The sequence below is a fragment of the Shewanella indica genome (assembly GCF_033842865.1).
In the GTDB taxonomy this organism is placed as follows: Bacteria; Pseudomonadota; Gammaproteobacteria; order Enterobacterales; family Shewanellaceae; genus Shewanella; species Shewanella indica.
Map to the genome: position 1 here is coordinate 2,273,399 of NZ_JAWXXR010000001.1, position 13,585 is coordinate 2,286,983.

13 protein-coding genes are annotated in these 13,585 nt (G+C 53.8%); 2 read left to right on the forward strand and 11 right to left on the reverse strand.

Annotated elements, in window-relative coordinates; genetic code table 11:
* Positions 1 to 74 precede the first annotated feature (74 nt).
* Complete coding sequence (locus tag SIL79_RS10280) at positions 75 to 932, forward strand: pirin family protein (RefSeq protein WP_319619966.1); 858 nt, start codon at positions 75 to 77, stop codon at positions 930 to 932.
* A 51-nt stretch (positions 933 to 983) separates the two neighbouring features.
* Here the strand turns inward: SIL79_RS10280 and SIL79_RS10285 are convergent, their stop codons facing one another.
* The 10 genes from SIL79_RS10285 to SIL79_RS10330 all read right to left on the reverse strand — a co-directional run bounded on the left by SIL79_RS10285 (position 984) and on the right by SIL79_RS10330 (position 11,456).
* The gene (locus SIL79_RS10285) at positions 984 to 2,015 is read right to left on the reverse strand and encodes a site-2 protease family protein (protein WP_222116194.1); all 1,032 of its coding nucleotides are present in this window, start codon (positions 2,013 to 2,015) and stop codon (positions 984 to 986) included.
* A 111-nt stretch (positions 2,016 to 2,126) separates the two neighbouring features.
* Positions 2,127 to 2,489: a DUF4144 family protein gene (locus SIL79_RS10290; protein WP_052248073.1), complete on the reverse strand. Its 363-nt coding sequence runs from the start codon at positions 2,487 to 2,489 to the stop codon at positions 2,127 to 2,129.
* Between the two features lie 103 nt (positions 2,490 to 2,592).
* Entirely contained in the window at positions 2,593 to 4,263 is a 1,671-nt protein-coding gene (locus SIL79_RS10295) for a DUF342 domain-containing protein (protein ID WP_039034152.1), read from the reverse strand.
* A gap of 316 nt (positions 4,264 to 4,579) precedes the next feature.
* Entirely contained in the window at positions 4,580 to 5,614 is a 1,035-nt protein-coding gene (locus SIL79_RS10300; protein ID WP_162206459.1) for a class I SAM-dependent methyltransferase, read from the reverse strand.
* Positions 5,615 to 5,738: 124 nt separating this feature from the next.
* Entirely contained in the window at positions 5,739 to 7,055 is a 1,317-nt protein-coding gene (locus SIL79_RS10305; RefSeq protein ID WP_039034153.1) for an alkaline phosphatase, read from the reverse strand.
* Between the two features lie 7 nt (positions 7,056 to 7,062).
* Positions 7,063 to 8,022: a glutathione synthase gene (gene gshB / locus SIL79_RS10310; RefSeq protein ID WP_039034154.1), complete on the reverse strand. Its 960-nt coding sequence runs from the start codon at positions 8,020 to 8,022 to the stop codon at positions 7,063 to 7,065.
* A gap of 43 nt (positions 8,023 to 8,065) precedes the next feature.
* Positions 8,066 to 8,797 (reverse strand): 16S rRNA (uracil(1498)-N(3))-methyltransferase, encoded by a 732-nt coding sequence (rsmE, locus tag SIL79_RS10315; protein ID WP_039034155.1) that lies wholly within the window; start codon positions 8,795 to 8,797, stop codon positions 8,066 to 8,068.
* An 18-nt stretch (positions 8,798 to 8,815) separates the two neighbouring features.
* On the reverse strand, positions 8,816 to 9,553 hold the full coding sequence (locus SIL79_RS10320) for an endonuclease (RefSeq protein WP_233962965.1): 738 nt from the start codon (positions 9,551 to 9,553) through the stop codon (positions 8,816 to 8,818).
* A 113-nt stretch (positions 9,554 to 9,666) separates the two neighbouring features.
* On the reverse strand, positions 9,667 to 10,236 hold the full coding sequence (locus SIL79_RS10325) for a SprT family zinc-dependent metalloprotease (RefSeq protein ID WP_039034157.1): 570 nt from the start codon (positions 10,234 to 10,236) through the stop codon (positions 9,667 to 9,669).
* Positions 10,237 to 10,307: 71 nt separating this feature from the next.
* Positions 10,308 to 11,456 (reverse strand): pyroglutamyl-peptidase I family protein, encoded by a 1,149-nt coding sequence (locus tag SIL79_RS10330; RefSeq protein ID WP_039034158.1) that lies wholly within the window; start codon positions 11,454 to 11,456, stop codon positions 10,308 to 10,310.
* A 190-nt stretch (positions 11,457 to 11,646) separates the two neighbouring features.
* On the opposite strand from SIL79_RS10330, the gene blaOXA reads away from it, so the two are divergent.
* A complete protein-coding gene (gene blaOXA / locus SIL79_RS10335; RefSeq protein WP_319619243.1) occupies positions 11,647 to 12,516 on the forward strand; it encodes an OXA-55 family carbapenem-hydrolyzing class D beta-lactamase in 870 nt (289 codons plus the stop codon).
* Between the two features lie 104 nt (positions 12,517 to 12,620).
* On the opposite strand, the gene SIL79_RS10340 is transcribed toward blaOXA, so the two are convergent.
* Complete coding sequence (locus SIL79_RS10340; RefSeq protein WP_025008920.1) at positions 12,621 to 13,532, reverse strand: LysR family transcriptional regulator; 912 nt, start codon at positions 13,530 to 13,532, stop codon at positions 12,621 to 12,623.
* Positions 13,533 to 13,585 lie beyond the last annotated feature (53 nt).

Here is a 13,585-nt window from a genome sequence, read left to right on the forward strand (position 1 = left end):
AGCGGATAAATGCGCTTTTTGTTGTTATTTGTCGGCAGTAAGCTGGGGTTATTCCAAAGTGAAGGAGCCCAATGATGAAAATATTGCAAATACTGCCGGCGCAACCCACCTCTGACGGCGATGGGGTCAATATCAGCCGGGTCGCCGATTTTCAGGCTCTGGCGTTGGATCCCTATCTGATGCTGGATGAGATCCGCTCCGACGATGAACGCGATTATCTCGGCGGTTTTCCGCCGCATCCCCACCGCGGTATGGAAACTTTTACCTATATCCGCAAGGGCGGTTTTGAGCACAGGGATCAACTGGGCAATGTCCGCGCCATCCGCGAAGGCAAGGTGCAGTGGATGAGTACCGGCCGTGGTGTGGTCCACTCCGAAATGCCGCTGGCCGATGCCAAAGAGGGGCTGCATGGCTTTCAGATCTGGCTCAATATGCCGGCCAAGGACAAGATGCGGCCGCCCAGGTATCAGGACAGCGCTGCCGATGAACACCAACAGCTTGAAACTGACGGCGCCAGCCTGAGACTGCTGGCCGGTGATTGGCGTTTCGCCGGTACTGAAGCCAGTGCTCCCTTGACCGGGTTGGCCGGCGATGCGGCGATTGCCGATTTGACGCTGGCGCCTGATGCCCAAGCCGAGTTGGATCTCAGTCATCTGGGGCGACTGGCGCTCTATCTGCACAGTGGTGAATTGCAACTGCCGGATGGCAAACAAGTGGCGGCCGGTAATATGTTGCTGCTCGATAGTCGTTATCCTCTCAAGCTGCAAGCCGGTTTCAAGGGCGCGGGCCTGCTCATTCTGGCCGGTAACCCTATTGGTGAGGCCGTGGTGCAGATGGGGCCTTTTGTGATGAATACCCAGGCGGAGATCCTGCAGGCCATTCGTGATTACCAAAACGGTGATTTCGGTGAGATCCCATCCGGTTCCGTTTAACTGACATAGGCAACAGACGGCTGCTTTACTTCAGCCGTCTGCCATATTGCATCAACTCTGCAATATCTTGAGTGGCAATCCCAGCATATCATCTCCGCTACCCGCCAGATGCCAGATAACCCCTACCAGGGCCGCCACGGTTAACAGATACCAGATAAGGGAAAACACTTGCCCATACCTGTCCAGCGGCAACAGATGGCTTTGATGACGCTGTTTCCACTCAAACAGAATCTCGGCGCTGCCTATCAGCAACAGGAACCCCAGCAGCGCTAGCCCCAGGCTGTAGCTGATAAATACTCCGATGGCGGCACCGAGAATACAGGCGATAAGGCCGATGGCGCTGTTCATTGAAAAGCTGATGCTCTTGAGAATATGTCCGCCGTCCAGCGGCAGAATTGGCAATAGGTTGAACAGATTGAGTAAGGCGTTGAAGGCCGCCAGACCGGCAAAGAAGGGATTGCCAGTGATCCAGTAGGCCACGAGTGCCGCCAACGACATCAACAGGCCAAAGGTTGGCCCCATGATGGAGATCACCACATCTTGCCAGCGGGTGTTGATCTTCTCATCGGATAAGGCCAGGCCGCCCATAAAGGGAATGAGGTAAATACCTTTGGTTTTCATACCAAAATACTTCATCGCCCGGATATGGCCGTATTCGTGAAACACCAGACAGGCAATAAGGGCCAGGGCAAACTGCAGTGAAAACAGCCAGGAATAAGCGGCAATACTGGCCCCGGCCAGTACGACTTTGATTACCTTGGCACTCTTGAGCAGCTTAAAGCCCAGAGACACCAGCCCCACCAGACTCAGTTTCTGTTGTTTCACCGGCGCTATGTCTGGTGTTTGCCGCTCAATATCTTTGCTATCGCGCCTGCCTTCAATCGTGACTTGCTCATCGATGAGCAAACGATAGCTCAGCTCAAAGGGTTGCCAGTTGAGCTGGGTTTCCAGGCGCACCTTGATGCTGCTGCCATCGGTGCGACTAAGACTGAACTCATGGCTGCCGCTGCCTTGGTCATTGGCGCTGGCGGCTTGTTGCGAGACCAATTGGTTATCCCAAAAGAGTTGTTGCCAACCTGCCATGGAACCTTCCAGCCTCAGAGGCTTCCCTAAGCAATCTATTTTCAGAAGTTGCAAATCTATGACTCCGGTGAGAGAAAACGCGCCGATTATACCCGTGGGCGCCGGGCTTTGTCAGAGATTGTCGAGATAACGCACCATCTCCAGCCCTTGTGGAAAAGTGATAAAGGCTAATTTGGCCACGCAGCAACTGCCGAGCGCGGCGGCGTGCTTTTGTACCAACAGCTTGAGATCTTTGAGTTCGAGCCGAGACTGGCTCGGGCCTATTTGCGGCAATGAAGCCAGTACAGGTTCGTCACAGCGAGTGGCCGGAAGTATGGGATAGCATAAGCCGTCGGAATCTATCAGTTGGTCGCCCTGGCAACTCAGGTGTTGATGTAGGCAGATATACTCCAACCAGTCTCTTTCATTCTCAAGGAACAGGAGTTCGTCTGAATCTGCCGGTTTTAGAATGGCGGGCCAGGTGGGCTGTGTCATAGGATATCCAAGCATAAGCTGTTGCCGATACCATAACACAGTGACTTGGTGTTGCTATGATTTCTTCCCGGTCAGATTGAACCATAACCGTGCGGCTTTGAGCTTAACCGCGATTGCTGTAATCGAAGTGGATTTCTCCATTTTGGTTTTCAATCACGCAGGGGCCGTGTTCCCTTTGAGTGCGCTGCTGGGCCGGGCCTATATGAATTTCCACATTGGAGTAGACATGCTTCAGGGCTTCGACAAAGTAATGGCGATAGTAACCTTCGGTTTCTGCTTTCAGTAGATCGAGTTCGGTTTCTTCCCGCAGCCGCTCATCATCGACACGATGTTTCTCCTGCAGCATCATTTTTACCTGTTCGACCATGGTAGGATCTGTTTGCCATTCACTCTTGGGCGGCAGTTTTCTCAGCCGGGCTTCCATTTCCAGCCCGGCCACTACCAGAACCCTAACACTCTCTTCGAGTTCTTTGAGGTTTTGGCGGTATTCCCCCAAACGCATGGCGCAGAAGAGCTCTGTCTTGGTATCGGCTGTGGCGCCTATGGCAACTGCCTTGATGCCTTTTTCTGCCTTGGCTATTCCGCCCACCAGGTCTCCGCGACGGCCGTTGCCATCGCTGACTATCAGTTTGCCATCGGTGCAACTGTGGCTGTGCAGCAGTTGCTTGGTTACCAGAATATCGCCTTGGCACTGAAGATCGGAATATTGCACAAATTGGGCCGAAATTTGCCCCTTGGCTCTTATTTGGGTCGACAGCTCATTGGTGCGGATCTGCCTGCCTATGATGCCTTTGCTGACAGTGATATCTCCCTCGGCCGTCAGGGATGCCGAGTCGACAAAGCCCATGACTGTGATATCGCCGCTGCTCGTGACTTGCATCCCTTCATGGACGTCGCCACTGATAAGAATACTGCCTTTAAAGTCGACGTTGCCATAGCCCACGTCGACATCTTTTATCTGCAGCACATCATCTACCTGCATGCCATTGCGGATTTCCACCGGCTGACCGGCAACTGTGGCGATAAGCTTATTGCTGTCCTTGGCGCTGAGTTCTGTACCTTTACCTATCACCATCTCCAACTCTTTACCTGGCTTGGCCGGTAGTACTTCACCGAAGACATTGTAGCCAGGGGTACCTTGGGTGGCGGGGATCTTCTCCATTAAAAGATCCCCGCTATTGACCATGATGACGGCGCCCAGGTTGCGCATATCCACAGTGCCATCCTCACGTTCTTGCGGATGCAATAGGCGTTCACGGGCCAGGGGCACTTTGCGGTCCAATTTGGCATGGTTGCCATTTACCGCCGCCTTGCCGCAGGCAATGATGCCTTCTATGGTTTCACCGGGTTTACTCTGCTTCAGGCGTTTGAGCATGGTTTCTATCTTGATTTTCGACAGCCCCATGCAGATCTTATCTTCCTTGAGACGGCGAAGGATATCCGGCAGGGTGATCTCCTTCCCCCCCCAGGCGGCGGTAAGGGTCATTGTGGCTTGCATCTTGTCCTTACTGGGCTGGAGTGATATCTGGCCGTCACGACGCTCGGCTATCTGAAAAAATTGCTCGAATTGGCCATCTTCTTCGGCATAGAGCTTGTTGATCTCTTTGACGGCTTTAACAATTTGACTGTCGAGGGGGTAAAGTTTGGCAAAGTCAGGTAATGCCAGCAGATGACGAATGGCTTCCTCGGTAACGGGACCATGGGTTTTGGGGATGAGCCTCAGCTCGGCAAATTGCATGTTACTGCTGAGTTCAACGAGATCCGGCGCCAGCATATTAGAGTATCCAGGTTAGTTATACCTTTCCTTTGGAGCTTGAACATGTTTGCCACTCGAGTAAGAAACTGTTTGTCCATGGTGCGGGGTGTGCCATGACATAACAGGAAAACAGGGGCTCTTATCGACTGAGTCAACTCCTGTGCGGAACGGTACTATTATTATTTTTCCGACTGCTATTGAGTATAACAACATAAGCTCGCCGAAACGAAGCCTGTCGTTAACATCCCATTAGCAGTTATTCAAAAGATAATAGCCCTGAATACTTATAAAAATCTTTGATCTCTTAGCGAAAAGTTACCAAAAATTTTCGGCGCTACTTTTTGTCACTGGTATTCCGGTAAAGCTTGTATTTGTTGTTTTCGGCGATGACATTCACCTTGCCGAAATGGGCCGCGATTGTATCGCTGTAAGGCAGGTGGCGGTTGGCTACTATCTGCCATACTCCTCGCTCTGTGAGTTTTTTGGTACTGTCGGCGATAAAGCTTTCGGCAATATGGGTAGTTGCCGCCAAACCATCATGAAACGGTGGGTTGGAGATAATGGCGTCGAACTCGCCCTGAGTGGCGCTCAAGCCATCTGATGGATAGACTTTGGCGCTAAGGCCATTGGCCTTAAGGGTCAGCTCACAGGACAGCAGCGCCATGGCATTGATGTCGACACATTCAAGGCTCAGCTCCGGCTGGGCCTTGAGCAGGGCGGCCGCAATCACTCCGGCGCCGCAGCCAAAGTCCAATACCCGGCCCTTAAGCTTAGGCAGATGAGACAGCAACAGCTCAGTACCCAGATCCAGCCGTTTTTCACTGAATACTCCGGCCATATTGCAGATTTGCACATCCCCTTGGGGAGTAGGCAAGCTGTAGTGGCTGACATAGGTCTCAATATCCAGCGCAGTTGGGTTGGTGATGGCCTCGGCGGCAAACAATAGACAGTGACGGGCGTTGTCCAGTTTGGCAGCATTGCTGAACCAGCGACTTTGCTGCTTGGCAAACGACTTTATCCCGCCTTTGTTTTCCCCTATGACCAGAAGTTGGCCTCCCGGTTGCAGGTGCAGCGCCGCCAGCTCCAGCAGATAAGCGAGCAGCGGCTTGGCCTTGGGGTAGTAGACCACAACGGTCTCGAACCTGTCTGTATGGGGCAATTGGTGGCCAAAGTAGCAATGAAGCGAGGCTGTGGCTTGCGATTTAAGCTGTTGGAAGTGATTGAAGTCCAGCGCCAGGGCATCGACTCTGGGGCACAGCTTCAAAAGCTCTCTGGCGCAGCTATCGCTTTCATGGTTGAGCAGCAGCAGGCTTTGGCCTTCAAATAGCGCACTGTTGCGCAGCAGTAATTGCGATGGCGGTGTCAGCAACATAGGAGAACTTCCAAGGATAAAATCTGCCGCGCATTATAGCCAATCAGTGGTGGCAGCGGGCAAGAGTTATAGTCGGCAAAGACAAAAAAAGCGGCCGCAGCCGCTTTTACCAGGCCAAGCCTTATTTGGCGGCGTGTTGCCCCTTGGGCAGTAGGCTGCTCAGTTTGGAGGCGATATCCGTGTTGTCCTGGTTGCCGATAAACAGCTCGGCGCCCGGGCCTGCGGCAAACACCTGCACATCTGTGCCCGTATGGCCACCTGTGGTCCAGCCTGTGTTGGAGCGGCGATCCACTTCCTGTTTGATAGCGCTGGCCAGCGTCTCTTTGCCTTGCATTCTGGCCTTGGCCAATTGCTCCAGCAAAGCGGGTTCCAGCTCAAAACCCAGGCCTTGAGCCAGCGGTGCTTGCCAGTCTTCTGCGGTCAACGCCGCGGCTGCCAGAGTGTCGATACTGGCAGAGAGCCCCTTGAGTACCTCTGGATTCCAGGCATATTTGCCCTTGCTGCCGATGGAGAGACCGCCGGTATTGTGATCTGCGGTGGCCACCATCAGGGTATTGGGGTTTTGGCGTACGAACTGCTCGACCACTTCCATGGTACGGGCAAATTCATCCATCTCCGCCATAGCGGCGGCGATGTCGTTGTTGTGACCGGCCCAGTCGATCAGACTGCCTTCGACCAGCAATACAAAGCCGTTGTTGTTTTGTGACAAGAGCTCCAGTGCCTTGCCTGTCATGGTGCTGAGGCGATGGCCGTCCTTGTCATCCAGCACCCAGGGCAATTGCACTTCGGCAAACAGGCCCATTACCTTGGGTTGTGTGATACTTTCAAGCGCGCTGAACTCCTGCAAAATTTGATAGCCCTTGGCATCAAACTTGGCCAGCAGTTCCTGATCAAAGTATTTCTGGCCGCCACCCAGCATTACATCAGCATCCGTCTCCAGATACTTGTTGGCCAGCTCGACATAGTGCTTGCGACTTTCGCTGTGAGACAAAAAGGCCGCCGGTGTGGCGTGATTTATCTGGGAAGTGACCGCCACTCCTGTGCTCATTCCCCGTTGCTTGGCCTTTTCCATTATGGTCGGGATCGGCTGCTTCTGGGTGTCGACCGAGATGGCACCATTATAGCTTTTTACCCCGGTTGCCAGCGCGGTTGCCGCGGCGGCGGAGTCGGTGACATAGCCACTGACTCTGGCGGGGTAGGTACTGGCCATACCGACCAACAGGCGATCGAATACCGTCTGTTCTATCTCTTCGGTATCCGGGTTGTCTTTGAAATATCGGTAGGCGCTGGTATAAGCCGGCCCCATGCCATCACCGACCATGATCACGATATTTTGGGGTCTGGAAGGGGCGGGATTGGGCAACTGATTGGCATCGACTGCCAGTGGCAGCAGCAATGACAGTCCCAGTAATGCGCCCGTGAGTTGGCTCAGTTTCATCAGAGTCTCATCCTTGTTGTTTTTGTTGCAGTCTTTGCTCAATGGCATTCATCAGCATGCCGGTGATATTGACATCGAAAGCCGCTTCAATCTCTTTGATGCAAGTTGGGCTGGTGACATTGATTTCGGTGAGCTTATCCCCAATCACATCCAGACCGACGAAGATCAGGCCGCGCTTTTTAAGCTCTGGCCCCAGGGCTCTGGCAATGGCCCAGTCACTTTCTGACAGAGGCTGGGCAACACCGCTGCCACCGGCTGCCAGGTTACCGCGGGTTTCGCCCTTCTTGGGGATCCGCGCCAAACAGTAGGGGACAGGCTCGCCGTCGATGACCAGAATACGCTTGTCACCCTTGGTGATTTCAGGAATAAATACCTGCGCCATGGCATAGTTTTGGCCGTAGTTGGTCAGGGTTTCTATGATGACCCCCAGGTTGGGGTCGTCCTGCTTGACCCTGAATATAGATGTGCCGCCCATGCCGTCCAATGGCTTGAGGATCACATCGCCATGCTGAGCATGGAAAGCGCGTAACCGCTGCGGATCGCTACTGACCAGTGTGGTGGGGGTGAATTGACTGAACCAGGCGGTAAACAGCTTTTCATTGGCATCACGCAGGCTCTGTGGCTTGTTGACTATCAGTACCCCGGCCTCTTCGGCGCGCTCAAGCATGTAAGTGGCGTAGATGTATTCGGTATCGAACGGTGGATCCTTACGCATCAGAATCACATCCAGCTCCTTGAGCGGCGTGTCGGTCGCTTCACCCAACTGGTACCAATCAGTGGGATCTTCCTGAACTTTGAGTGGCCGCATCTTGGCCCAGGCTTCGCCCTGCAGCAGCGCCAGATCCTGCATCTCCATATAGAAGAGCTCATAGCCGCGGGACTGCGCCGCCAACAACATGGCGAAGCTGGAGTCTTTTTTGATGTTGATATCCTTGATGGGGTCCATCACTATGCCGAGCTTGATCATGATGCCTTTCCTTTATTCGTTACGCCCACCGGGCGGAAAATGGTTAACCCAGATCGCCGAATCTGAGTTGCAATGCGGTAATGGCGGTTAGCGCCGCGGTTTCGGTGCGCAGTACTCTGGGGCCGAGCAGAACTTCGGTAAATGCCTGGGTTTCTGTCATGGCAATTTCCTGCTCCGACAAGCCGCCTTCCGGACCTATCAAGAGTCGCACCTTGTTGTTTGGCAGCTCAAGGCCATTGATGCCGTGAGCGGCTCTGGGATGCAGATTGAGTTTCAATGCTGTTGTTGGCTCGGCGCACCAAGCGGCCAGCTCCATGACTGGTCTCACTTCAGGAACCCGGCTACGGCCGGATTGCTCACAGGCGCTGATAACAATTTTTTGCCACTGCTGCAGTTTCTTTTCTAACCTATCGCCGCTGAGTTTAACGCCGCAACGCTCTGAAAACAGTGGCGTGATGGTGTTAACCCCCAACTCTACCGATTTTTGCAAGGTGAAGTCCATGCGATCGCCGCGGGAGATCACTTGTCCCAGGTGCAGATCCAGAGGGGACTCAGAGGGATTGTCCATGGCAGACAGCACGTTCACATCCACGGCCTTCTTTCCGGCGCTGACGATAGTGGCCGGATAGTCTTTACCATCGCCATTGAACAGGCTTATCTGCTCGCCGCTGGACATCCGCAGCACTCGGCCGACATGGGCGCTGGCATCATCATCCAATGACAGGACTTGCCCCGCAGTTATTGGACCTGGGTGATAAATTCTCGGCACTCTCATGCTCTGTGTTCCTTAGGCTTAATGTGTTCTGCCACTGAAGGCACTTTGGCTGCAGGCAGCCTGCACCCATGGATTGTGATTACCCTGAGAGGTAGCAATCGCCTGATCTCGTTGGCATTCAATAGTATCAACTGGATAGCTTTTGTCCCAAGCCTTGAATAACTTTAATTGGCTGGAGGCTATCTTGAGCCCATAGGTTTGTTGCATATAAAGGTAGGTTCGGGCGATGCGCCCCCTTGCCTGCGCCGGTGGCTCTGCCTTACGGCCTTTAAAGTCGACTGTCATCTGACACTGGCCATATTGGTTTGGCTTGGCGTTCCACTGGCTGAACCTGAAGTTGGACCTATCGCCGTTGACCTCACCTACGGCGGGCACCAGATTATGCAGGTCGGCCTCCATGCGCTTGAAGGTCTTGTCGTTACGGCTGCAGTTCTTGCGGCCGCCGTTTTGCCAGCACTGCAACTGATGGCCAAACTCCCAGGCAGGCACTATGTGCTCCCATTCGATGCGGTTGGCACGGGTCTGTTGTTTGCGGATTTGATAGCCGCAACTTTCCAAGTCAGGCTGCCATTTCTTGCCTTCCATTTTGATGGCGCAGCCACAGTAGAAACTGACCGCCGGCAGGGTTTGGCTGTAGATAGTCCTGGCGCGTTTTTTTGCTTCGGGAAAACTGCTTGGATGGCTGGGCGAAGCCAGCACAGATGAGGCTGCCAAAAGCAGCGGCAGGGCCACAAGCGGCCGCTGAAGGAATGAAATCACTCTGTTCCCTAAAATCATAGCTAAGGATGCCGACAGCCGATACTTCAGGTGTCAGACTTGGAATTGTTGCAGCAGATAGTAAAAGAAGCCGCCAGGCTTGGCAACTTGGCTCAGGATGGCTGAGGGCTTAGCAGTTGGCCGCAGCGGCGGCATTGATATTTAGCCTGACCCCGCATGACCTTGTTATGGCGGCGGATGCTTAGCTCCACCACGCCGCAGCCACACTGATAGGGTAGGGTTCTGGGTTTGACCGAACTGATATCCATTGAGTGAGTGGTACGCGGTGCCAGACCGTAGATCCGTCGCATCAAGCTCTGCCACTCCTTACCATGAGGTCGGGTTTTGCCATGCAGTTGGAAGCAGAGCAGGTGACAGATCTCGTGTGGAACCACCTCATGGGTGAAGGTGTGCAGGTTTTGCTCCAGCAGTACTGGATTGAAACGCAAGCGGTTCTCGGTTGGATGAGCGGTACCGGCGCTGCGGCCTCGCAGGGCAAAGCTGACCGAGGGGCGCTTTAGTGCATGCCCCAGCGCGGCCTCCGCCTTGAGATAGCAAAGCTCTATTGCATCGAGCACTGCCTGCTGCGCTTCACTAGCGGCAGCTTCAGGCTGCGGTTTAGACGCTTGGTTGTATTCAGAGGTGTCGGCGTTTTTAAGGGATCTGAACAACTGACTCAGCATGAGAAAACTCGAATTGGCATGAATTGGTGGCAAATAAGCAGAGGCGCAACCGCGCCTCTATGAGTAAGGAATTATAGGCTTTTGGCAGCCGCTGTCAGCATGGCTTTGACCTGCTCGACAATTGCCGTTTCGGTATCGGCTTCAAAACCGGCAATTCTCGGGGTGTGAATATGCCCGGTGGGAATGCGGCTGCCGAGTTGGTTCTGCAACAGGATAGCCCGGTAGGAGATTTCGTTGGACAGGTAACCGCCGCCAGAGCCCTCCACCGAAATGCTGTTTTGCAGTTCGCTCAGGCTACTTGCCTGAAACTCGCCCCGGGAAATAGTGCTGACGCTATGGTTGTCGTTGACCTTCCAGCGGCCATTTATACTTTGCATGGCCGCTACCGGCAGGGAGAACTCGACAAACTCAGGGCCATTGAGGGTATCGTTATCCAGCTTGGGGGGCAGAGGGCGCTGTATACTGGCGCCGGTGAAAATATTGCGGTTGTCCGGTGCTTCGGCGCTGCGGTTGCGGCCCGGGAAGCGCTCCAGATCGAAGTCGCTGCGCCCCATACTGACAGTGACCACCATGTCGACACTCTTGTCGCGATAAACCGGGGTCAACAGCGACTCTATGATGCCCTCATCAAAGTCGGCGAAACGCACCGGGATCATCACAGTCTCTATCTGCGCCTGACGGCCGTTAACCGAAAAGCGGTAACCATCCAATGCCAAAGCGACCAGACCTGAAGGGTTGCTCTGCTCTATATTGCGGTCGAGAAAGAAGGGGTCGAATCCGGTCAGCAGTATCTTGATGCTGACATCATCCTTAAAGTCGATATCGCTGAAACCTCGGGATGACTTTTCCACCGCCTTGGTGAGTATCTGCCGTTGCCAGGAGGCGATATTGAACTTGGGCGATTGTTTGCTTAGCTCTGCGCGCATTTGCAACCGGCTCCAATAAAGGGAGCGATCGTCGCTGTGACCTGACTGCACATCTCTGACTGCCTGTTGCCACAGGCGTTGCCCCTGGTGCGCCACCATCTGGGTAACCTTGAGCTCATCGGTATGTTGGCGGTATTTGGTTACCAGATCATCAGTCAATGCCTGATAGCGCTGGACCACTTGAGGCATTTTTTCGTTGGCGGCAGGCAGGCGATCCTCTTCGACACCGGCCTGAGCCGACAGAGAAACCAGAGTACCCGACAGCAGGGCTATGGCCAGGCTGGGCTTAAACATGGCAGTTCCTTTCGCTTATAGAGTTGTAAAGTAATGCGTTTGTTAAGTATGCAACACTCGTCAGCAACTGGAAAGCTATCTGTTACCTTGCCAGATTGTTGCCACAATTGAGCAGGGCTTTGCCAGACCATTATTCACTCCAGGGCTGTATGCTTGTTGCTTTGGCCGCCGGGAATAAAAGGGGAATGAGATGAATAAAGGTTTGCACAGAAAACGCCTGAGTAAGCATTTGCTGCTGCCCATGTTGCTGTGTTTATTGGCTCAACAAACGCAGGTTGTGGCAGCGGCGCAGACCAAGGTCAGTGACGTCGGCTCTGAGGTCACGGCCGAGGGGTGGCAAGAGGTACGCCGCTGGGACAAACTGTTCGAATCCGCAGGTGTTAAAGGCTGTTTGCTGCTTTGGGATCAAAAGCGTTCTTTGGGGCTCTCCAACAATCTAAGTCGCGCCGCCGAAGGTTTTATTCCGGCTTCTACCTTTAAGATCCCCTCCAGCCTTATTGCGTTGCAAACCGGGGCAGTGCGCGATGAAACCAGTCGTTTTAGCTGGGACGGAAAGGTTCGTGAAATTGCTGCCTGGAACCGGGACCAGAGTTTTCGCACCGCAATGAAGTATTCTGTGGTGCCTGTGTATCAGCAGTTGGCAAGGGAGATAGGCCCCAAAGTGATGGCAGCTATGGTGCGGCAGCTGCAATATGGCAATCAGGATATCGGCGGTCAAGCGGACAGTTTCTGGCTCGACGGCCAACTTAGGATAACGGCGTTTCAACAGCTGGATTTTCTGCAGCAACTGCATGACAACAAGTTGCCTGTGTCCGAGCGCAGCCAGCGAATAGTCAAACAGATGATGCTGACCGAAGCGAGTACTGACTATATCATTCGTGCCAAGACAGGCTATGGTGTGCGGCATACGCCGGCCATAGGTTGGTGGGTCGGTTGGTTGGAGTTGGACGACAACACTGTCTATTTCGCCATTAACCTGGATCTGGCCTCGGCCGGCCAGTTACCGTTGCGCCAACAACTGGTGAAACAGGTGCTCAAGCAGGAACAGCTACTGCCTTGAGTATGGCTGGCACGGAATATAGAGAGCCAAAAAATAAGTCAGAGAAGGCCGACTTGTGTGCTGTGTTATTGATTCCTCAGCCTACTTTCATCTGCAAAGATTGGCTACATCATTAAAGATTGCAGTGACTCCTGACTGTTGAAGCGTTTGGTGAAAAAGTCCAGAAACACACTGATATTGGTCGCCAGTTGCCGACGGGAGGAGTAGACGCCATAGACCTTGAAGGGCTCTATGGGCCATTCCTGCAGCAGCGGCACCAGGGCGCCACTGGCCAGTTCGTTCTTGCATACCGAATGGGACAACATGGCGATGCCAAAATCATCCAGCGCCAGTTGCTTGACCATGATGGCACTGTTTACCCGAGTGCGGCGCCTGAAGCTGGCCATGGTTTTGCGGCTACCCTTTCCCAGCGGCCAGATGGGGGCCGAACGGGAGGTACCCAGCAAGATACCATCGTGGCGGGCCAGATCTCTCGGGGTTGCCGGCGTTCCTTTGGACTTGAGATAGCCAGGGCCTGCCACCAGAATCGGCTGACGTTCAAACAGGAGCCGGGCGACAAGATCCGAAGGCTGCAGCGGGCCATACTTGATGGCGATATCATAGCCTTCGCCTACCAAGCCCACATCGGCATCGGTAAACTGTACATCCAGTTCGACCCCAGGATAGAGACGCATAAAGCCGCTGCAGAGATTGGCGATTAACTCTTGGCTGAATGAAACCGGGATCGCAATCCGCAATGAACCGGAAACATCGTTATGGGTATTCTCGATTGTGGCTTTTGCCGCTTCCACTTCGTTGCAGATGCTGTCACAGTGTTGATAAAAGAGCGCGCCCACCTGAGTGAGGCTTATTGAGCGGGTATTTCGTTGCAGCAGACGTACCCCAAGCTGTTGTTCCAGTTGGGCGATTTTTCGGCTAATGGTAGATTTTGGCAGGCCGGTTTCACGGGCCGCCTGAGAGAAGCCTTCTGCTCTGACCACTGCTGCAAATAGGAGCATCCCATTCAAATCTGGCATGTTTTTATTACTGTCTCAAAAATGGAACATAGCGTCTAAGGCAGTTTAATGGC

What these genes read in the sequence shown, in the direction of transcription:
- SIL79_RS10280 (WP_319619966.1), top strand. Translation starts at nt 75, where the DNA reads ATGAAAATATTGCAAATACTGCCGGCGCAACCCACCTCTGACGGCGAT.
- SIL79_RS10285 (WP_222116194.1), bottom strand. Translation starts at nt 2,015, where the DNA reads ATGGCAGGTTGGCAACAACTCTTTTGGGATAACCAATTGGTCTCGCAA.
- SIL79_RS10290 (WP_052248073.1), bottom strand. Translation starts at nt 2,489, where the DNA reads ATGACACAGCCCACCTGGCCCGCCATTCTAAAACCGGCAGATTCAGAC.
- SIL79_RS10295 (WP_039034152.1), bottom strand. Translation starts at nt 4,263, where the DNA reads ATGCTGGCGCCGGATCTCGTTGAACTCAGCAGTAACATGCAATTTGCC.
- SIL79_RS10305 (WP_039034153.1), bottom strand. Translation starts at nt 7,055, where the DNA reads ATGAAACTGAGCCAACTCACGGGCGCATTACTGGGACTGTCATTGCTG.
- gshB (WP_039034154.1), bottom strand. Translation starts at nt 8,022, where the DNA reads ATGATCAAGCTCGGCATAGTGATGGACCCCATCAAGGATATCAACATC.
- rsmE (WP_039034155.1), bottom strand. Translation starts at nt 8,797, where the DNA reads ATGAGAGTGCCGAGAATTTATCACCCAGGTCCAATAACTGCGGGGCAA.
- SIL79_RS10325 (WP_039034157.1), bottom strand. Translation starts at nt 10,236, where the DNA reads ATGCTGAGTCAGTTGTTCAGATCCCTTAAAAACGCCGACACCTCTGAA.
- SIL79_RS10330 (WP_039034158.1), bottom strand. Translation starts at nt 11,456, where the DNA reads ATGTTTAAGCCCAGCCTGGCCATAGCCCTGCTGTCGGGTACTCTGGTT.
- blaOXA (WP_319619243.1), top strand. Translation starts at nt 11,647, where the DNA reads ATGAATAAAGGTTTGCACAGAAAACGCCTGAGTAAGCATTTGCTGCTG.
- SIL79_RS10340 (WP_025008920.1), bottom strand. Translation starts at nt 13,532, where the DNA reads ATGCCAGATTTGAATGGGATGCTCCTATTTGCAGCAGTGGTCAGAGCA.